We start from the raw sequence: 18452 nt of genomic DNA, 5'->3' as shown, positions 1-18452 counted from the left end.
GTCCGGGCGGGGCAGGGGGACGGCGTGTCGCGACCCCTCCCCGCCCGGACCGGCCCGCCGGACGACGACGATGCGCGCCCGGGCGCGGACGCCGGCGCGACGATCACCCCGTACCGGGACGGGCCGTTGATCGTCCGCGGCGACTTCCGGCTGGTCGACCAGGACGGCGCCGAGATCGACCCCGGCCGGGACACGGTGGCGCTGTGCCGGTGCGGGAAGTCGGGGATCAAGCCGTTCTGCGACGGCACGCACAAGCGAGTGGGGTTCGCCGCGCCGAGCGCACCGGCCCGTCCCCGGCCGGCCGCCCGCCTGGTGCGCGACGACCCGCCGGGGAAGCCGACCCCGTAGCAGGGGCCTACCGGTTCTCGAAGGCCTTCGCCATCTGCTCCTGCTGCACCAGCACCTCGCTGATGCGCGCCTGGACCGCGTCGAGCTGGCCGATCACCTCGCTGGTGGCGTGGATGCCGGCCGACACCGAGCTGGTGCTCGTCTGGATGCCGGTGATCTGGGTGGACACCTTCTGGGTGGCGGCCGCGGTCTCGCGGGCGAGGTCCTTGACCTCCCCGGCGACGACGGCGAAGCCGCGGCCCAGCTCGCCGGCGCGGGCGGCCTCGATGGTCGCGTTGAGGGCGAGCAGGTTGGTCTGGTCGGCGATCGAGGAGATGATCCGGATGACGTCGCTGACCGACGCCGAGGCCCGGCCCAGCGCCTCCACCTCGGCGGTCATCGACGACGCCTTGCCCACGGCGCTCTCGGCGACCCGCCCGGCGTCGGCCGCGGCGTCCCGCAGCCGGGCCACGGTCTCCAGCAGCGCGCGGGAGTTGGCGGCGTCGGCCTCGGCGCGGCGCAGGATGTCCAGCCGCTGGGAGACCAGCTGCTGCACGTTGCGGAGGGCCGAGGCCCGGGACTCCGACAGGTCGATGGTCTCGGTGACGAAGAAGTCCATCGTCCCCACGACCTGCCCCTCGGCCATGATCGGGAAGCAGACGCCCGACCGGACGCCGGCCCGCTGGGCGGTGGGGGCGCGCACGCAGTCGGTGACCTCGGCGAGGTCGCGGACGAACACCAGGTCCCGGGACCGCCAGGCCCGCCCGGACAGGCCCACGCCCTCGGCGAAGCTGGCCGCGAGCGTCACCTGGCGGAACTCGTCGCCGGCCGATCCCGACTCGACGCTGAACCGCAGCACGTTCGTCGACTCGTCCAGCGCCCAGTACGAGCCGTAGGCCCAGCCGAAGGCGGTGCGCACGGTCTCCAGCGCGGTACGGAGCGCGGAGGCCTCGTCGCGGGCCTCGCCGACCCTGCCGACGACGGTGGTGACCGCCTCGCGGTCGTCCAGGGTCTCCTTGAGCAGGGCGGCGGCCAGCGCCTGGCGGCGGGCGTGGGCTGCGACGCGCGCGATCGCCCGCCACTTCTCCGCCCGACCGCCGAAGAAGGGCAGGTCGCCACGGGTGTAGTACTCCTGGACGGCGACCACCCGGCCGTTCTCGATCACGGGGAGGAAGCAGCCGCGCCGCGCGCCGGCCGCCGCCGCGGTCGCCCAGCGCAGGCAGCTGCCGGCGTCGCTGGACCCGTCGCAGAGCACCTCGCGCTTCTCCCGCACCGCCTGACCGCCGAAGCCGTCCCGGTCGGTCATCAGCGCGTCGGTGCGCCAGCGCGCCGACATCGCCGGGGCCAGCTCACCGATCTGGGCCAGCAGCCGGAAGCCGCCGTCCGCCGTGGGCAGCCACACCCCGCCGTAGGCCATGTCGAGGGCGCTCACCAGGGCGGTCAGCACCTTGATGTGGGCGTCCTGCTCGTCGGTGACCCCCTGGTCGAGGACGGAGAGGACCTGCTCGAGGGCCTCGACGTCCCGCGGCATCTCGGCCGACGGCGAGCCGGGCGTGCGGTTCGGGTCTTCGGTGCGCCGCCACATGCGGGGGTCCTCCGTGGGTCCGGGCGTGCGGGTGGACCCGGCGCGCCGGTCCCCGCCGGCGGACCCCGCCCACCGCAGGTGTCGGGGAGAGCTTCGGCAGCGCGCAACCGATGTGCAGCCCAACGGGTGGCTCAGGCGGCCAGCGCGCGCCGCTCCCGCAGCCCCGAGCGCTCGGCCTCCCAGGCCCCGAGCAGGTGGTGGGCGGTGAGCCCGTCGACGGCGAGGGCGCACGCGGCGCCGAACAGGACGTCGCCGGCCAGCCCGGGCTCCTCGGCGACCAGCGAGCCGCACATGTCGACCGCCGCGATCTGCTCGTGCACCGCGTCGGCCTCCACGTGCTCGTCGTAGAACACCCGCGTCCCGTCGCCGAAGCCCAGCCGGCGCAGCCCCGACGAGTACCGGCGCGACGGCTCGGACGACGTCATCTCCACCGCGGTGAGGTGGCCGAGGGCCGCGCCCCGCCAGCGACGGTGCAGCCCGAACAGCGACATGGTGTTGACCGACGCGAACGCGCAGGCCGGTGCGGAGTCCCAGAGGGCGCCGTAGGCGGCGTCCAACCCGAGGTCGCGCATCAGCCCGGCGAACAGCTCGCTGTGCATGCGGGCCGCCGAGCCCCCGCCGTACTCGTCGGCCTGGATCTCCACCATCGCCGCCTTGGCCCGGCCCGACAGCCGCGGAACGGCGAACGTGTGCGGATCGCCCTCCTTGAGGTGGTACACCGACCGCAGGGTCAGGTACTCCCGCCACTGCTCGAGGCTGCCCGAGCGCGCCAGGTACGACGACAGCGACGGGCCGTCGTCGGCGGCGACCAGCGCGGCCAGCTGCCGGTCGACCGGCTCGTCGGTGACCTCCGGCGCGCCGACGAGCGCGCGCAGGGCCGCGGTGTGCCGGTGCTCGAGGTGTGCCCGCAGGGTCAGGAGGGACGGGTCCCACTCCCACGCGTCGTCGACGCCGTCGAAGCCCCGGTAGTGGAGCTCGTAGCAGACGGCGAGGGCCAGCTGGAGGTCCTCGTCGGCGAGCGGGTCCGGCGACTCCTCCGCCGTCCGGCGGGCGAGGTCGAGGGTGGTGGCATCGAGCGCGCCGGCGGCGAGGTCGGCACGCAGGGCACGGGTGAGGGGACCCCTGGGCTCGGGCAACTGCACCCGGCCAACATGCCCGCGGCGCGCCGTTCCATGCGCACGAGCGCCCGGTGTCCCCCGCGGGTAGGACATTCAGCATGGCTGCTGTCTCGAACCGCGTCGTCCTCGTCACCGGCGGGAGCGCCGGCATCGGGCGCAGCACCGTCACCCTGCTGGCGCGCGCCGGAGCCCGGGTGGTGACCTGCGCCCGCGGCGGGGAGCGGCTGGCCGAGGCGCTGGCCGGGCTGCCCGGCGTCACGGGGGTGGTCGCGGACGTGGCCGACGCCGGTGACCGCGCGCGGCTCGTGGAGCGGGTGCTGGCCGAGCACGGGCGCTTGGACGCCGTCGTCCTCAACGCCGGGGTCGGCTGGGCGGGCCTGGTGGAGGACATGCCGGGGGAGGTGGTGGAGGGGCTGGTCGCGGCCAACCTGACCGGCGTCGTGGAGCTCACCCGCCTGGCGCTGCCGCACCTGCTGTCGGCCGCGCGCGAGCGCGGGCGCGCCGACGTCGTCACGATCGCCTCGGTCGCGGCGTGGTCCCAGGTGCCGCCGCTGACGGTGTACTCGGCGACGAAGGCGGGGGTGCACGGCTTCGTCAAGGGGCTGCGCCGGGAGGTCACCGCCCGCGGGGTGCGCGTGCACACGGTGAACCCCGGGCCGGTGGCGACCGAGTGGCTGGCCCGCGGGCACGGCGCCCCGCCGGCCTCGGACGCCGACGCGCCGGAGCGGCTCTCCCGCGGCATCGACTCGCGCCGCGTGGCCGCCCAGGTCGAGCGGTGCCTGACCGCGCCCCGCTCGCGGACGGTCGCCGTGCCGCGCTGGATGGGGCTGGCCCGCCTCGGCGAGGTCCCGCCCGTGGACCGGGTGCTGGACGCCGTGCTCTCCCGCCAGGCCGGCCGGATCCGGCGGATCGCCGCCCGCTCGGTCGAGCGGCGCACCCGCTGACCTGCGCCCCTGTCGGCCCGTCGCAGCCGGGGCTACGTTGCGGCGCATGGACCCCGACCCGACCGACACCGACCCGGGTGCGTACCGGGTGGTCTTCGAGAACGAGCGCGTCCGCGTGCTCGAGTACACCGACGAGCCCGGCTACCGGACCAAGCCGCACCGGCACCCCGACAGCGTGATGATCACGCTGAGCTCGTTCTCCCGGCGCCTGTACGGCGGCGGGCGGGAGGTGGACGTGGAGCTGGCGGCCGGCACCGCCCGGTGGGTGTCGGCGCAGGAGCACGCCGGTGAGAACATCGGCAGCACGCCCAGCCACTCGTTCTTCGTGGAGCTCAAGGAGCCGCGGGACGCCCCGCGCGAGGTCGCCGCGTCCCTCGGGCCGAGCGGCTCCTGACCGCAGCCCGGCCCCCGTCGTCCCGTGCTGCTGGGGTGATCATCGGCAGGTGGTGGCCGCCTCCGGCGGGTCGACCAGCCGTCCGCCGATGATCGACCGCCCCGTCGGGCGGCCCGCGCCCGGCCGCCGGGACTGAGAGCATCCGGCCGTGCCCTTCGAGACCCCCGACCTCACCGTGCGCCGCGTCGACGACTCGACGTGGGCGACCGTCGACCCGCTGGTCTACCGCGGTCGGCGGGACCGGTTCGTCGTCCCGGCCGGGTTCCGCACCGACTTCGCCTCCGTGCCGCGCGTGGTCGCCTGGCTGGTCCCGCGCTACGGCGCCTACACGCTCGCGGTGGTCCTGCACGACTGGCTCGTCGACGAGGGGATCGACTCCGGCGCCGTCACCGCGCGGCAGGCCGACGGGCTGTTCCGGCGGGTCATGCGGGAGAGCGGCGTCCCGGTGCTGCGGCGGTGGCTCATGTGGGCCGGCGTCCGCTGGGGCGCCCTGGCCGACCCGGGCCGGCGGCCCGGGTGGCTGGTCAGCGCGCCCGGCGTGCTCGGGGTCACGGTGCTCGCCCTGCCGGTCGTCGTCCCGCCGGTGGCGGCGATCGCGCCCGGGCTGGCCGTCTACGCCGCCGCCGAGTGGCTCGTCGGCCGGTTCGTGCCCACGCGGCCGCAGGAACTGGTCGTCCGCATCCCCTCGTCCTGAACCCGGGGGCCGGAGGGGCTGCGCCGGGCCGCGGTGTCGACCAAGCTGGCGGCATGAGCACCCCCTCCGGACCGCCGTTCCGTGCCGACCACGTGGGCAGCCTGCTCCGCCCGCCGCGCCTGCTCGAAGCCCGCGCCCGCCTCGCCGCGGGGGAGATCGACGCCACCGAGCTGCGCGGCATCGAGGACGCCGCGATCGCCGACGCCGTCCGGCTCCAGGCCGACGTCGGCCTGCGCAGCGCCACCGACGGCGAGTTCCGCCGCGCCACCTGGCACATGGACTTCATCTACGCGATCACGGGGATCAGCAAGGTCGAGGGCAAGGGCCGGCCGGTCCACTTCCACAACGCCAGCGGGGACATCGACTGGGTGCCCGCGGGGCTGCACGTCGACGGCCCGCTGTCCATCGACGAGCCGATCTTCGGGGCGGACTTCGCCTACCTGCAGTCCCTCGTCGGCCCCGGGCAGACGCCCAAGCTGACCATCCCCTCACCGTCGATGGTCCACTACCGCGGCGGCGCCGCGGCCATCGACCCGGCGGTCTACCCGGACGAGGACGCCTTCTGGGAGGCCCTGTCGGCCGCCTACCGGCAGCAGGTGCAGGGCATCTCCGCGCAGGGCTGCACGTACCTGCAGATGGACGACACCAGCCTGGCCTACCTCAACGACCCGGCCCAGCGGGCGGACCTGGCCGAGCAGGGCCGGGACGCCGAGCACCAGCACGAGCGCTACATCCGGCAGATCAACGCCGCGGTGGCCGGCCGGCCCGACGGGCTCGCGGTGACGATCCACCTGTGCCGGGGCAACTTCCGCTCCTCGTGGGCGGCCGAGGGCGGCTACGACTTCGTCGCCGAGGCGCTGTTCGGCGGCCTGGACGTCGACGGCTTCTTCCTCGAGTACGACGACGCGCGGTCCGGCAGCTTCGAGCCGCTGCGGTTCGTGCCGCCGGGCAAGCGCGTCGTGCTCGGGCTGGTGACCAGCAAGCGCCCCGAGCTGGAGAGCAAGGACGAGCTCAAGCGGCGGATCGACGAGGCCGCGCGGTACGTGCCGCTCGAGCAGCTGGCGCTCTCCCCGCAGTGCGGCTTCTCCTCGACCGTCGAGGGCAACGCGGTGACCCCCGACGACCAGGCGGCCAAGCTGCGCCTCGTGGTGGAGGTCGCCGAGGAGGTCTGGGGTTCGGCCTAGGTCGGGCCGCGCACACGGGGGACACGATCGGGTCTCGTTGAGTGGTGGGCCGGCCGCCGTCCTTGGATGATCGTCGTGACCACGGGCAGCGTCGTCCGGGCGCTGCCTGACCTGCAGGGAGGCGCTCATGTCGACGACCGTCAGCAGGGACGACACCGGCGGCCGGCCGCCGGGTGGGGACGTCCGCCGTCGCCCGTCGCTGAAGAGCGTGGTGGTCTGGCTGCTGGTGGCGGCGGTCGGCGCGGTGGCCTGGACCGTGCTCGCGCTCGCCCGCGGGGAGACGGTGTCGGCGCTGTGGATCCTCTTCGCCGCCCTGAGCTCCTACGCGATCGCCTACCGCTTCTACTCGAAGTTCATCGCCCGTCGAGTGCTCCAGGTCGACGACCGGCGGGCGACGCCGGCCGAGCGCCTGCACAACGGCGTCGACTTCGACGTGACCGACCGGCGGGTGCTCTTCGGGCACCACTTCGCCGCGATCGCCGGCGCCGGCCCGCTGGTGGGCCCGGTGCTCGCGGCCCAGATGGGCTACCTGCCGGGGACGATCTGGATCATCGTCGGCGTCATCTTCGCCGGCGCGGTGCAGGACATGACCGTCCTGTTCTTCTCGATGCGCCGCAACGGCAAGAGCCTGGGCCAGATGGTCCGCGAGGAGATCGGGATCGTCGGCGGCATCGCCGCGCTCATCGCGGTCTTCGCCATCATGATCATCATCCTGGCGGTGCTCGCGCTGATCGTGGTCAACGCGCTGGCCGAGTCGCCGTGGGGCGTCTTCTCCATCGCGCTGACCATCCCGATCGCGCTGTTCATGGGCGTGTACCTGCGCACCCTCCGGCCCGGCCGGGTGCTCGAGGCCACCGCGATCGGCGTCGTCCTGCTGCTGCTCGCGGTCATCGGCGGCGGCTGGATCGACGACACCGGGCTCGGCGAGGCGCTGACGCTGTCCAAGGAGTGGCTGGTCCTCGCGCTGGTGGTCTACGGCTTCGTCGCCTCGGTGCTGCCGGTGTGGCTGCTGCTCACCCCGCGCGACTACCTGTCCACGTTCATGAAGGTCGGCGTCATCGTCCTGCTGGCGATCGGGCTGCTGCTCGCCCGCCCGGTGCTGCAGGCCGACGCGATCAGCGAGTTCGCCCGGGAGGGCACCGGCCCGGTGTTCGCCGGGTCGCTGTTCCCGTTCGTCTTCATCACCATCGCCTGCGGCGCCCTGTCGGGGTTCCACGCGCTGATCTCCTCCGGCACGACGCCGAAGATGGTGGCCAAGGAGAGCCAGGTCCGCCTGATCGGCTACGGCGGCATGCTCATGGAGTCCTTCGTCGCCATCAGCGCGCTCATCGCGGCCGTCGTCATCGACCAGGGCCTGTACTTCGCGATGAACGCACCGGCCGGCGCCACCGGCGGGGAGGTGGAGTCGGCGGCGGCCTACGTCAACGGGCTGGGCTTCGACACGACGGCCCAGGACCTCGCGGCGGCGTCCGCAGCGGTGCAGGAGCCGACCCTGGTCTCCCGCACCGGCGGCGCGCCCACGCTGGCCGTCGGCATCGCCAACATCCTGTCCGACGCGTTCGGCGCCGGGATGGCCGCGTTCTGGTACCACTTCGCGATCATGTTCGAGGCGCTGTTCATCCTCACCGCCGTCGATGCCGGCACCCGCGTGGGCCGGTTCATGCTGCAGGACACCATCGGCAACGTCTGGAAGAAGTTCGGCGACCTGTCCTGGCGGCCCGGCAACATCGTCGCCAGCGCGATCACCGTCGGCCTGTGGGGCTACATCCTCTACGTGGGGGTGACCGACCCCCTGGGCGGCGTCAACCAGCTGTTCCCGCTGTTCGGCATCTCCAACCAGCTGCTGGCCGCCATCGCCCTCACGCTGGTGACGGTGCTCCTGATCAAGCACGGCAAGCTGAAGTACGCCTGGGTCCCCGGCATCCCGCTGGTCTGGGACCTCGTGGTCACGATGACGGCGAGCTTCCAGAAGGTGTTCTCCTCCGACCCGGCGGTCGGCTACTTCGCCCAGCGCCAGCGGTACGCCGACGCGCAGGCGGCGGGGGAGCTGCTGGCGCCCGCGCAGGACGCCGGGCAGATGGACCAGGTCGTCTTCAACTCGACCCTCAACGGGGTGCTGCAGGCGCTGTTCGCGCTGCTGACCCTCGTCGTGGTCGGCAACGCGGTGTTCGTCATCGCCCGGGCGATCCGGTCCCGCGGGCCGGTGCCGACCACCGAGGAGCCGGCCGTGCCGTCGGAGCTCGTCGAGCCCTCCGGCCTGTTCCCGACCGCTGAGGAGAAGCGGGCGATCGCCGAGCACGAGCGCCTGGTCGGAGCCGGTCGCGGCACGCCGTCCGACGGCGGTGCCGGATGAGCGGGGACCTCGCCGTCCGGGTGTGGCGCGGGGTGCGCTGGTACCTGCGCGAGTTCACCGGCGAGGCCCGCTGGGACGACTACCTGAGGCACTGCGCCGCGCACGGGCACGAGCCGATGAGCCGGCGCGAGTTCGAGCGGCGCCGGTCCGACGCGCTGGAGCGGATCCCGGCCAGCCGCTGCTGCTGACACCCGGACCGCGTCGTCCCGGTGGCGGGCGCTCAGCTGCCGCTGTCGCCCAGCCAGTGCGCCAGCCGGCCGCTGCGGTGGACGGCGAGGATCCGGCGTTCGGTGTCGTGCCGCTGGGCGGGCCGGGTGAAGACCAGCAGGACGTCGCCGGTGCGCAGCCGGGTGTGCGGTGCGACCGCCGCGGTCGTCCCGTCGCGCGCGATCAGGCCCGGTGTCGCGCCCTCGGGGAGGCGGAGCTCGTTCATGTACACCCCGTGCAGGCGGGAACCGGGCAGGACCCGGACCTGCAGGAGGTCGGTGCCCAGCTCGTGCAGCGACGAGGTGCCGACGTCCAGGTCGAGCGGCACGCCGGTGGACCCCCGCGCCGGCTCCGGGACACCGGGCAGCAGGCGCCGGGGGATCCCGCGGGCCAGGCGCGGCGACGAGTAGACCGCGATGGGGCCGAGGACGGCGAGGACGAGGACGTAGCCGGCGGCGAAGGACCCCAGCCGGGAGTCGAGCCCGGCGGCCAGCGCCAGGGAGGCGAGGACCAGCGAGAACTCGCCGCGGGTCAGGACGGTCAGGCCGATGTTGGCCGCTCCCAGGCGACCGAGGCCGTGCAGGCGTGCGGCGACGATGCCCGCCACCACCGCGAGGACGACCGTCGTCCCCGCGGCCGCGAGGATCTGCGGGAGCACGGCCACGACGTCGCCGATGTCGATGGTCAGGCCGAAGTGGAAGAAGAAGATCGCGCCGAAGCCGTCGCGCAGCGGATGCGTCAGCTGCCGCAGCCGGCGGGCGGTGGGCGTGGAGGCCAGGATCAGGCCGATCATGAACGCGCCGATGGCGTCGGAGACCCCCAGGTGCTCCCCGGCGCCGGCCGTGGTGATCGCCAGTCCCAGGGCCAGGACGACGACGATCTCCTCGTCCCTGGTGCGCATCAGGGCACTGACCCACCGGGTCCCGTGCCGCGCCACCACGCACAGCACGAGCAGGAACGCGAAGGCGACGCCCATGCCGAGGACGGCCTCGACCACGCCGGAGGCGCCGCCCAGCACCGGCTGCAGGAGGGCCAGGTAGAAGGCGAGGAACAGGTCCTCGATGACGACGATGCCGAGGATGACGCGGGTCTCGGGGTTGCCGAGCCGTCGGGTCTCCACCAGCAGCTTGGTCACGATGGCCGACGAGGAGATGCCCACGATGCCGGCGATGACGAACGCCTCGGACGTCCCCCAGCCGAGCGCGAAGCCCAGGGCCAGCCCACCGCCGATGTTCAGGCTCAGGTAGACCGCGGCCGCCAGGCCGAGCCGCCGCCCGCCGGAGGTGAGCTGGTCGAGCGAGAACTCCAGCCCCAGGTAGAAGAGAAGGAACACCAGGCCGAGACGGGCGACCAGCTCCAGGTCCGCCGGTTCCCCGACCAGGACGAAGCCCGGCGTGTGCGGCCCCAGCAGCACTCCGGCCAGCATGAACAGCGGGATCGTGGGCAGCCCGATCGGCACACCGGCCCGGGCCAGCAGGCCACAGACGAGGAAGGCGCCGCCGAGAGCGAGGAGTGCCTCAGCGACGTGGTGCACCCGGCCCCTCCTCGTGGACGTCCGCCACCGCCTGTGCTCACCGGTCGCACGATCCTCACCGGCCCGGCGGCGGGGCGGAATCCGTGGCACCACCCATTCCGGTGCGGCGGGCGGGGGATGGGTGCTGGGCCCCATCTTGGCCGCGGGCCCTTGGCCGACCGGGTCCCGTGCCCGAGGCTCGACAGCGACGATCACGGGCAGCCGGGCGGTGGGGGCGATCCATGGCACAGGGGTTCCGGCTCGGGGCCGGTCGCGGCCTGCCGCTGTTCTGGCGGGTGTGCCTGGTCAACGGCGCCGTCTTCGCCGTCGGCACCGCGATCCTGGCGGCGTCCCCGGCCACCGTCTCCACGCCCGTGCTCGCCCGCGAGGCCGTGGTGCTGGCCGTCGGCCTGACCGTGATCCTGGTGGCCAACGGGCTGCTGCTGCGCGCGATGATCGGGCCGCTCGACCGGCTGCGGCTGCTCATGGAGGACGTTGACCTGCTGCGCCCCGGCCAGCGCCTCCCGGAGCAGGGCAGCGGACCGGCGTCGCACCTCATCGGCAGCTTCAACGCGATGATCGAGCGCCTGGAGGCCGAGCGCGCCGCCTCCAGCGGACAGGCGCTGGCCGCCCAGGAGGCCGAGCGTCGCCGGGTCGCCCAGGAACTGCACGACGAGGTCGGGCAGAGCCTGACCGCCGTCCTCCTGGGGCTGCGGCGGGTGGCCGACCGCGCGCCGGGGGAGCTGCACCAGGAGGTGCTGCTCGTGCAGGAGACCGCGCGGGCCTGCCTGGACGAGGTGCGGCAGGTGGTCCGGCGGCTGCGGCCGGGGGTGCTCGACGACCTGGGTCTGGTCAGCGCCCTCACGTCGCTGGTGACCGAGCACGCTCGCCTCACCGGCGCCGACGTGTGCCGTCGGCTGTCCGCCGACCTCCCCCCGCTCGGCCCGGACGCCGAACTGGTCGTCTACCGCGTGGCGCAGGAGGCGCTGACCAACGTCGCCCGGCACGCCGGCGCCGGACGCGTCTGCGTCGACCTGACCCCCACCTTCGCCGGCGACGCCGTGCAGCTGCGGGTCACCGACGACGGCGGCGGGCTGGGCGGAAGCTCCGAGGGGGCGGGGATCCGCGGCATGCGGGAGCGGGCCATGCTCGTCGCCGCGACCCTCACCGTCGGCCCCCACGAGGACGGCGGCACGGAGCTGCGGCTGCTCCTCCCCGTACCCCGGCCAGAGGGCGGCGCCCGGTGACCCCTCCGTCGAGCACCCGGATCCTGCTGGCCGACGACCACGCCCTCGTGCGCCGCGGCGTCCGGCTGATCCTGGACAACGAGCCGGACCTGACCGTCGTCGCCGAGGCCGGGGACGGCGCGGAGGCACTGGCGCTGGCCCGCGTGCACGCCATCGACCTCGCCGTCCTCGATGTCGCGATGCCCCGGCTGACCGGCCTGCAGGCCGCCCGTGAGTTGTCCCGGCGCTTCCCGGCCACACGCATCCTGCTGCTGTCGATGTACGACAACGACCAGTACTTCTTCGAGGCCCTCCGGGCCGGCGCCTCCGGCTACGTCCTCAAGTCGGTGGCCGACCGGGACCTGGTCGAGGCCTGCCGCGCGGTCATGCGCGAGGAGCCGTTCATCTACCCCGAGGCGCTGACCGCGCTGATGCGCGAGTACCTCCAGCGGGCGGCCCGGGGGGAACGCCTGCCCGGCAGCATCCTGTCCGCGCGCGAGGCGGAGGTGGTCAAGTCGATCGCCGAGGGCCGGTCCTCGCAGGAGATCGCGGACCTGCTGGTGATCAGCGTCAAGACCGTCGAGCGGCACCGGGCGAACATCCTCGCCAAGCTGGAGATGCGCGACCGCACCCAGCTCACCCGGTACGCGATCCGCGCGGGGCTGATCGAACCCTGACGGCGGCCCGCCGCTCCCGGTCCCCGGCCTGCGCCGCGGTGCGCGCCCGGCTCAGCGGATCAGGACGCCGTCCGCGCGGCTGACCTGCCACATGTGGCCGTCGGGATCGGCGAACGCGCCGGCGTAGGCGTCCGGGCTCCGCTGGTTCCCCGGATCGGGGCCCCAGGTCTGGTTCCCGGCCTCGAAGACGACGTCGGCCCCGGCATCCCGTGCGCGGTGCATCAGCTCGTCGACCTCGGCCTCGGTGGCCCGCCCGACCACGACGAGGCACTCGTGCGAACTGCGCGGCGCCCGACGCCGGCCACCGACCACCCAGCCGAAGCCGACGGCCGGGATCAGCATGACCCGCAGGCCGGCGCTGATCTCGAACTGCAGCGGCTCGGGCAGGCCGTCGTCTCCCGGCTCGCCAACGGCTGCGAACCCGAGGGCGGTGTAGAAGGCGTGGGAGACCGAACGGTCCTTGATGGGCAGGCACACCGTTGCCCGGTCGAGTTCCACGATGTCCTCCTCGGGACGGATCCAGCTCTCCCAGCACCGACCCGGCCGGCCGCCGGAAGTCATCGCTCGGTCCGCCGTCCCGCTCCCGTGCCCCGCCCACCGGGAGGCGCTCCCTACGCTGGCGGGGTGCTGTTCGTCTTCGGTCTCGGCTCCCGGCAGGTACACCTCGGCCCCGGGGAGGTCCGGACCTGCCCGCACTGCCACAACACCACGACCTGGGAGCGGATCCGGGAGTCCAGGCAGCTCACGGTGTTCTTCGTCCCCGTCGCCCGCTGGCGGCGCCGGCAGTTCGAGGTCTGCGGGATCTGCGGCACCGCCGTCGGAGCCTGAGCGCTCGGGACCGCGCGGGCGTCCGCCGTCGCTGCCTGGTTCTCCCCGTCCCGCCGGTCACGGCGATGCGCGCGCCCGGTACCGGACGCGGCGCAGCCCCCGCCCGGGACCCGGGCGGGGGCTGCGGAACGTGCCGGTCAGGGACGCTGTCGCCCCCCGGACTCAGATGTCGTAGTACATCGCGAACTCGTGCGGGTGCGGGCGGAGACGGATCGGGTCGATCTCGAACTCCCGCTTGTACTCGATCCACGTCTCGATCAGGTCGGGGGTGAAGACGCCACCGTCGACGAGGTAGTCGTGGTCGACCTCGAGCCGGTCGAGGACGGCGTCCAGCGAGGCGGGCACCTTCTCGATGCCCAGGGCCTCCTCGGGCGGCAGCTCGTAGAGGTCCTTGTCGACCGGGGCCGGCGGCTCGATCTTGTTCTTGACGCCGTCGAGGCCGGCCATGAGCATCGCCGAGAAGGCGAGGTAGGGGTTGGCCGACGGGTCGGGCACGCGGAACTCGATGCGCTTGGCCTTGGGGCTGTCGCCCGAGATCGGGATGCGGGTGCAGGCCGAGCGGTTGCGGGCGGAGTAGACGAGGTTGATCGGCGCCTCGTAGCCGGGCACCAGGCGGTGGTAGCTGTTGACGGTCGGGTTGGTGAACGCCAGCAGCGACGGCGCGTGCTTGAGCAGGCCACCGATGTAGTGCCGCGCCATGTCCGACAGGCCCGCGTAGCCCGTCTCGGCGTGGAAGAGCGGCTCGCCGTCCATCCAGAGGCTCTGGTGGCAGTGCATGCCGGAGCCGTTGTCACCGAACAGCGGCTTGGGCATGAAGGTGACGCTCTTGCCCTCGGCCCAGGCCGTGTTCTTGATGATGTACTTGAACAGCATCAGGCTGTCGGCCGAGCGCAGCAGCGTGTCGAACTTGTAGTTGATCTCCGCCTGACCGCCCGTGCCGACCTCGTGGTGGCCCCGCTCGAGCTCGAGGCCGGCCTTGGTCAGGTTGGCCATCATGGTCGAGCGCAGGTCGCTCTGGTGGTCGTAGGGCTCGACGGGGAAGTAGCCGCCCTTGGGCCGGGTCTTGTAGCCCAGGTTGGGGCCGCCGTTCTCGCCGGTCAGCGAGCCCGTGTTCCAGGAACCCTCGACGGCGTCGATGTGGTAGTAGCCCTCGTTGATGCCGGTGCCGTGCCGGATCGAGTCGAAGATGTAGAACTCCGCCTCGGCGCCGAAGTACGCGGTGTCGGCGATGCCGCTGCTGGCCAGGTAGGCCTCGGCCTTCTTCGCCACGTTCCGCGGGTCGCGGCTGTAGGCCTCGCGCGTGATCGGGTCGTGGATGAAGAAGTTGACGTTCAGCGTCTTGTGCCGGCGGAAGGGGTCGAGGAAGGCGCTGTTCGCGTCGGGCAGCAGCAGCATGTCCGACTCGTTGATCGCCTGGAACCCGCGGATCGAGGAGCCGTCGAAGCCGAGCCCCTCGGAGAACGTGTCCTCGCCGAACGTCGACGCCGGGATGGTGAAGTGCTGCATGACGCCGGGGAGGTCGCAGAAGCGGACGTCGACGAACTCGACGTCGTTGTCGCGGATGTAGGCGGCGACCTCGTCGGGACTGGTGAACATCGATCCTCCGGGAGTGGGCGGATGGCCGAACCGCAAACTACGAGCCGGGAGTTGCCCACCAGTGTCTCCGGTGTTTCAGGCCGGTAACAACGGCCGGGCGTGTCGCCGGGCGCTCCCGGGCGGGCACACGAGCCGGCCCGGCGGGGGTCCTACCCTGGCGGTCATGGTCGGGAACGCGCAGCCACCCTCTCAGGAGCGCCGCCGGGGCGCCTCGCTGGGGCTGCCGGCCGACGGTCCCGGCTCGCTGGCGACCTTCTCCAGCCGGATCGGCGCGTTCCTGGTCGACGCGCTCGCCTCGGCGCTCGTCGCCGGCCTGTTCACCGCGCCGGAGCTGCCGGGCAACTGGAGCCTGCTGGCTTTCGCGCTGGTCACGGTCGGGGCGCTGACCCTGGTCGGTCAGACCCCCGGCATGCGGCTGCTCGGGCTGCGGCTGGCGCACCCGCGGCCGGGGGAGCGGCTGGCGCTGTGGCGGGCCGTCGTCCGGACGGCGCTGCTCGTGCTGCTCGTGCCGGCGCTCGTGGTGGACGCCGACGGCCGCGGGCTGCACGACCGGCTCACCGACACCGCCGTCGTCCGCGCCTGAGGAGGCGAAGGAAGCTCTCCCCGCGTCAGCGGCCGCGCCGACGTGGGTAGTGCTTCCTATGCCTGGGGGGAGGGGTCAGCGGCGGCGGACCTGGCGCTGGCTCACCGACATCTGCCGCCCGCCGGGCAGCGGGCCACCGGGCACCGGCATGCGGGCGCCGCCCAGCGCCGACAGCCGCTTGCCGAGGGCGTTGAGCTCCGCGCCGGAGAGGTTGCGGGGCAGCTTCATGACGTGCGCGCTGAGCTTGCGCAGGGGCACCTGCCCCTCCTCGTCGCCGACGAGGATGTCGTAGATCGGGGTGTCGCCGACCACGCGGGCGACCTTCTTCTTCTCCTGCGCCAGCAGCGGCCGCACGCGGGACGCGGCGCCCTCGCCGACGAGCACCACACCGGGGCGGCCGAGGACGCGGTGCACGGCGTCGAGCTGGGTGGTGCCGGCGACGCCGGAGGAGACGCGCCAGTCACCGCGCATGCCCTCGAGCACCCACGCCGCCGCGCCGGGCTGCCCCTCGACCTGCCGGTACGCCGAGCCCTGGGCGCGGCGGCCGAAGATGACGAGCGCCGCCAGCAGACCCAGCAGGATCGCGATCGGCAGGAACAGGAACGGCGAGCCGAGCAGGATGCCGATGAGCTCGATCACGCCGGCCACCACCACGAAGGCGATGAGCATGATCCACGGCAGCTTGGGGTCGTTCTTCCGGGTCAGCGAGTAGGCCTGCTTGATCATCTTGGCCTGGTTGGCCACCTTCTTGAGCCGGCCGACCTTGGGCCGGCCGTTCTTGTCCAGCTTCGGTGCGCGGCCGCCCGAGCCCGACGCCGCCGCGCCGGAGGCGCTCGCCCCCCGCCCGCGTCCGGTCGGGGCCCGTCCGGCCTTGCCGGTGGGTGCGGGGGAGTCGGTGGACCTGCTGCGTGCCATGTCCCCAGGATAGGGGCGCGCCGGGCCGGTCCCCGCGGACCGGCCCGGGGAACTCCCTCAGATGGTGCGGGTGAGTCCCCGCGCCTCGACCGCCTGCTGGTACAGCCGGCCGGCCCGGTAGGAGCTGCGCACCAGCGGCCCGGCCAGCACGCCGGGGAACCCGATCCGCTCGGCCTCGGCCTGGAACCCGACGAACTCGTCGGGCTTGACCCAGCGGACGACGGGGTGGTGCCGCGGCGAGGGCCGCAGGTACTGGGTGATGGTCAGCAGGTCGCAGCCCGCCTCGTGCAGGGCCTGCATCGTCTCGACGACCTCGTGGGGCTCCTCACCCATGCCGAGGATGAGGTTGGACTTGGTCACCAGGCCCGCCTCCCGCGCCGCAGTGAGGACGGCGAGGGACCGCTCGAACCGGAAGCCGGGGCGGATCCGCTTGAAGATGCGCGGCACCGTCTCGACGTTGTGGGCGAGCACCTCGGGGCGGGAGGAGAAGACCTCGGCCAGCTGGTCGGGGTCGGCGTTGAAGTCCGGGATGAGCAGCTCGACGCCACAGCCGGGGAGCGCGGCGTGGATCTGGCGGACCGTCTCGGCGTACAGCCAGGCACCGCCGTCGGGCAGGTCGTCGCGGGCGACGCCGGTGACCGTGGCGTACCTGAGGCCCATGGTGGCCACGCTCTCGGCGACCCGGCGCGGCTCGTCGGCGTCGAAGGCGGCGGGCTTGCCGGTGTCGATCTGGCAGAAGTCGCAGCGCCGGGTGCACTGGTCACCGCCGATGAGGAAGGTGGCCTCCCGGTCCTCCCAGCACTCGTAGATGTTGGGGCAGCCGGCCTCTTCGCAGACGGTGTGCAGGCCCTCGCGGCGCACCAGCGACTTGAGCTCGGTGTACTCGGGGCCGGTCTTGAGCCGGGTCTTGATCCACTCGGGCTTGCGCTCGATCGGCACCTGGCTGTTGCGGACCTCCAGCCGCAGCAACCGGCGACCGGACGGCGCGATCGGGGAGTCCGCGGAGGGGGTCGGGGCCACCGTCTCGCTCATGATCGGCCACGGTACCCCCGACGTGCGACGGCGCCCGCCCGACCGGGCAGGCGCCGTCGCCGTGCGGGGTGCGATCAGGTCGACGGGTTGCGCTCGTCGTCCGCGTCGGAGCCGATGCCGCCGCTGGCGGTCTGCGGCTGGTCGTTCGGCGAGGCCGTGGCGGTGTCCAGGGCCGGGTCGTTGGAGCTCGTCGTGGCGGTGCCGGGAGTGGTGGGTCCCGGGGACTCGGTGGGGGCCGACTGCTGGGCCCACGAACCGGCGTCGGTGTCCGGCGGGGTGGCGTCGCCGGGGGTCGTCTGGGCGGTGGAGACGGTCTTGCCGGAGTTGCTCGGTGAGCTGGGCACGGGGTCCTCTCGGTAGCTGGGCACGGGACCGTCCCCGGCGGGGGCGGGGTTCCACAGGTCGTCGTCCTTGCGCCGGCGGAGGACGGCGAAGGCGGCCGCGCCGACGGCGAGGACGGCGAGCAGCCACGGCCACCGCCGCGTCCCGGCGTCGACGACGGGCGTGCGCCGGACCTTGGCCGCTGTCTTGGCCGCCTTCTTCTCGAGCTTGCGCCGCCGCTTGCGGACGTCCTTCTTCGCCGCCTTGGTGGTCGCGGTGAACTCCGCCCGGCGCAGGTCGAGCTCCTCCAGCGCGTTACCCAGGCTGGCGGTGACCGACTCGCGGGCGCTCTCGAAGACCGGCAGCACGGCCTCGCGTGCGGCCAGGACCCGTGGCGCGGCGTAGGCCAGCGCCGCGGCCTGGGCGGCGGTCAGCTTGGGGCCGACGTCCTTCTCGAGCGTCTTGGTGGCGACGTCGCGGGCCGCTTCCAGCCGCGGTCCCAGGTCGGCGGCGGCCTTGGTCGCCGCGACCTGGGCGGCGGTCACGGCCGAGACGACGCGCGGGGCGGCCGCCTCGTAGCGGGGGGCGAGCGCCTCGCGCGCGGCCTCCACGCGGGGCGCCAGGGCGTCACGCGCCGCCTCGACGGCCGGGGCGGCGACGGCCACCGCGGCCGCCACCTTGGGCGCGACGGCCAGCTTCGCGGCCACCACTGTCGGGCCGGTCGCCTCGCGAGCGGCCTCGACGCGCGGTGCCAGTTGCTCCGCCGCCGCCCGGCCCGCCTCGGCCACCGCCGTCCCGATGTGGCTCAGGCCCTCCGTGAGCTCCTCGCCGATGATCTGGCCGTGTGTCTTCTTGCGGAACACGGGATGCACCTCCGGTTGATCGTGTCGGCGGCCATCCTGCCCGCTCGCCGCGACGGGCACACCCCGGGTGGGAGCGGTCGACGGCGGACCTG

Annotated in this window: 19 protein-coding genes; 11 read left to right on the top strand and 8 right to left on the bottom strand. The window is 73.8% G+C overall.

Annotation, left to right across the window (positions count from 1 at the left end; genetic code table 11):
* Positions 1 to 348: CDGSH iron-sulfur domain-containing protein (locus tag PGN05_RS12310; protein WP_419752835.1), on the top strand; the 348-nt coding region annotated here is incomplete at its 5' end.
* Positions 349 to 355: 7 nt separating this feature from the next.
* On the opposite strand, the gene PGN05_RS12305 is transcribed toward PGN05_RS12310, so the two are convergent.
* A complete protein-coding gene (locus PGN05_RS12305; protein ID WP_419752834.1) occupies positions 356 to 1912 on the bottom strand; it encodes a methyl-accepting chemotaxis protein in 1557 nt (518 codons plus the stop codon).
* 131 nt (positions 1913 to 2043) lie between these two features.
* Positions 2044 to 3054: an iron-containing redox enzyme family protein gene (locus PGN05_RS12300; RefSeq protein WP_419752833.1), complete on the bottom strand. Its 1011-nt coding sequence runs from the start codon at positions 3052 to 3054 to the stop codon at positions 2044 to 2046.
* 74 nt (positions 3055 to 3128) lie between these two features.
* On the opposite strand from PGN05_RS12300, the gene PGN05_RS12295 reads away from it, so the two are divergent.
* The 6 genes from PGN05_RS12295 to PGN05_RS12270 all read left to right on the top strand — a co-directional run bounded on the left by PGN05_RS12295 (position 3129) and on the right by PGN05_RS12270 (position 8787).
* Positions 3129 to 3974 carry an SDR family oxidoreductase gene (locus PGN05_RS12295; RefSeq protein WP_419752832.1) on the top strand — a complete coding sequence of 282 codons (846 nt, stop codon included), beginning with the start codon at positions 3129 to 3131 and terminating at the stop codon, positions 3972 to 3974.
* A gap of 46 nt (positions 3975 to 4020) precedes the next feature.
* Positions 4021 to 4368, top strand: a complete 348-nt coding sequence (locus PGN05_RS12290; protein WP_419752831.1) for a cupin domain-containing protein — start codon at positions 4021 to 4023, stop codon at positions 4366 to 4368.
* A gap of 148 nt (positions 4369 to 4516) precedes the next feature.
* Complete coding sequence (locus PGN05_RS12285; RefSeq protein ID WP_419752830.1) at positions 4517 to 5062, top strand: DUF1353 domain-containing protein; 546 nt, start codon at positions 4517 to 4519, stop codon at positions 5060 to 5062.
* A gap of 53 nt (positions 5063 to 5115) precedes the next feature.
* Positions 5116 to 6246 (top strand): 5-methyltetrahydropteroyltriglutamate--homocysteine S-methyltransferase, encoded by a 1131-nt coding sequence (locus PGN05_RS12280; RefSeq protein WP_419752829.1) that lies wholly within the window; start codon positions 5116 to 5118, stop codon positions 6244 to 6246.
* Between the two features lie 127 nt (positions 6247 to 6373).
* Positions 6374 to 8599 carry a carbon starvation CstA family protein gene (locus PGN05_RS12275; RefSeq protein WP_419752828.1) on the top strand — a complete coding sequence of 742 codons (2226 nt, stop codon included), beginning with the start codon at positions 6374 to 6376 and terminating at the stop codon, positions 8597 to 8599.
* Positions 8596 to 8787: a YbdD/YjiX family protein gene (locus PGN05_RS12270; protein ID WP_419752827.1), complete on the top strand. Its 192-nt coding sequence runs from the start codon at positions 8596 to 8598 to the stop codon at positions 8785 to 8787. The genes PGN05_RS12275 and PGN05_RS12270 overlap by 4 nt, the downstream gene beginning before the upstream one ends.
* A gap of 32 nt (positions 8788 to 8819) precedes the next feature.
* On the opposite strand, the gene PGN05_RS12265 is transcribed toward PGN05_RS12270, so the two are convergent.
* Positions 8820 to 10340, bottom strand: a complete 1521-nt coding sequence (locus PGN05_RS12265) for a cation:proton antiporter (protein ID WP_419752826.1) — start codon at positions 10338 to 10340, stop codon at positions 8820 to 8822.
* 221 nt (positions 10341 to 10561) lie between these two features.
* Here PGN05_RS12265 and PGN05_RS12260 point away from each other — a divergent pair, with 221 nt between their 5' ends.
* Together PGN05_RS12260 and PGN05_RS12255 are read left to right on the top strand one after the other, a co-directional pair.
* Positions 10562 to 11566, top strand: a complete 1005-nt coding sequence (locus PGN05_RS12260; protein ID WP_419752825.1) for a histidine kinase — start codon at positions 10562 to 10564, stop codon at positions 11564 to 11566.
* Positions 11563 to 12222 carry a response regulator gene (locus PGN05_RS12255; RefSeq protein WP_419752824.1) on the top strand — a complete coding sequence of 220 codons (660 nt, stop codon included), beginning with the start codon at positions 11563 to 11565 and terminating at the stop codon, positions 12220 to 12222. Before PGN05_RS12260 ends, PGN05_RS12255 begins: the two co-directional genes overlap by 4 nt.
* A gap of 51 nt (positions 12223 to 12273) precedes the next feature.
* On the opposite strand, the gene PGN05_RS12250 is transcribed toward PGN05_RS12255, so the two are convergent.
* Complete coding sequence (locus PGN05_RS12250; RefSeq protein ID WP_419752823.1) at positions 12274 to 12720, bottom strand: VOC family protein; 447 nt, start codon at positions 12718 to 12720, stop codon at positions 12274 to 12276.
* Between the two features lie 126 nt (positions 12721 to 12846).
* Between PGN05_RS12250 and PGN05_RS12245 the strand changes: the two genes are divergently transcribed.
* Positions 12847 to 13050, top strand: a complete 204-nt coding sequence (locus PGN05_RS12245; protein ID WP_419752822.1) for a zinc-ribbon domain-containing protein — start codon at positions 12847 to 12849, stop codon at positions 13048 to 13050.
* 162 nt (positions 13051 to 13212) lie between these two features.
* Here PGN05_RS12245 and glnA read toward each other — a convergent pair whose 3' ends face one another.
* Entirely contained in the window at positions 13213 to 14646 is a 1434-nt protein-coding gene (glnA, locus tag PGN05_RS12240) for a type I glutamate--ammonia ligase (protein WP_419752821.1), read from the bottom strand.
* Positions 14647 to 14809: 163 nt separating this feature from the next.
* Here glnA and PGN05_RS12235 point away from each other — a divergent pair, with 163 nt between their 5' ends.
* Positions 14810 to 15229 carry an RDD family protein gene (locus PGN05_RS12235; RefSeq protein ID WP_419752820.1) on the top strand — a complete coding sequence of 140 codons (420 nt, stop codon included), beginning with the start codon at positions 14810 to 14812 and terminating at the stop codon, positions 15227 to 15229.
* 75 nt (positions 15230 to 15304) lie between these two features.
* Here PGN05_RS12235 and PGN05_RS12230 read toward each other — a convergent pair whose 3' ends face one another.
* The 3 genes from PGN05_RS12230 to PGN05_RS12220 all read right to left on the bottom strand — a co-directional run bounded on the left by PGN05_RS12230 (position 15305) and on the right by PGN05_RS12220 (position 18360).
* On the bottom strand, positions 15305 to 16144 hold the full coding sequence (locus tag PGN05_RS12230; RefSeq protein WP_419752819.1) for a DUF4191 domain-containing protein: 840 nt from the start codon (positions 16142 to 16144) through the stop codon (positions 15305 to 15307).
* A 57-nt stretch (positions 16145 to 16201) separates the two neighbouring features.
* Positions 16202 to 17176: a lipoyl synthase gene (lipA, locus tag PGN05_RS12225; RefSeq protein ID WP_419752818.1), complete on the bottom strand. Its 975-nt coding sequence runs from the start codon at positions 17174 to 17176 to the stop codon at positions 16202 to 16204.
* Positions 17177 to 17250: 74 nt separating this feature from the next.
* A complete protein-coding gene (locus PGN05_RS12220; protein ID WP_419752817.1) occupies positions 17251 to 18360 on the bottom strand; it encodes a hypothetical protein in 1110 nt (369 codons plus the stop codon).
* Positions 18361 to 18452: the final 92 nt, after the last annotated feature.

The organism is Geodermatophilus sp. CPCC 206100, from assembly GCF_048569675.1.
GTDB lineage: Bacteria > Actinomycetota > Actinomycetes > Mycobacteriales > Geodermatophilaceae > Geodermatophilus.
This window is presented reverse-complemented; position numbering and strand designations above follow the sequence as displayed.

Excerpts from the sequence above, each read along its gene's own strand:
- lipA (WP_419752818.1), bottom strand. The coding sequence starts at position 17,176 with ATGAGCGAGACGGTGGCCCCGACCCCCTCCGCGGACTCCCCGATCGCG.
- PGN05_RS12280 (WP_419752829.1), top strand. The coding sequence starts at position 5,116 with ATGAGCACCCCCTCCGGACCGCCGTTCCGTGCCGACCACGTGGGCAGC.
- PGN05_RS12295 (WP_419752832.1), top strand. The coding sequence starts at position 3,129 with ATGGCTGCTGTCTCGAACCGCGTCGTCCTCGTCACCGGCGGGAGCGCC.
- PGN05_RS12260 (WP_419752825.1), top strand. The coding sequence starts at position 10,562 with ATGGCACAGGGGTTCCGGCTCGGGGCCGGTCGCGGCCTGCCGCTGTTC.
- PGN05_RS12270 (WP_419752827.1), top strand. The coding sequence starts at position 8,596 with ATGAGCGGGGACCTCGCCGTCCGGGTGTGGCGCGGGGTGCGCTGGTAC.
- PGN05_RS12275 (WP_419752828.1), top strand. The coding sequence starts at position 6,374 with ATGTCGACGACCGTCAGCAGGGACGACACCGGCGGCCGGCCGCCGGGT.
- PGN05_RS12290 (WP_419752831.1), top strand. The coding sequence starts at position 4,021 with ATGGACCCCGACCCGACCGACACCGACCCGGGTGCGTACCGGGTGGTC.
- PGN05_RS12235 (WP_419752820.1), top strand. The coding sequence starts at position 14,810 with ATGGTCGGGAACGCGCAGCCACCCTCTCAGGAGCGCCGCCGGGGCGCC.
- glnA (WP_419752821.1), bottom strand. The coding sequence starts at position 14,646 with ATGTTCACCAGTCCCGACGAGGTCGCCGCCTACATCCGCGACAACGAC.
- PGN05_RS12305 (WP_419752834.1), bottom strand. The coding sequence starts at position 1,912 with ATGTGGCGGCGCACCGAAGACCCGAACCGCACGCCCGGCTCGCCGTCG.
- PGN05_RS12230 (WP_419752819.1), bottom strand. The coding sequence starts at position 16,144 with ATGGCACGCAGCAGGTCCACCGACTCCCCCGCACCCACCGGCAAGGCC.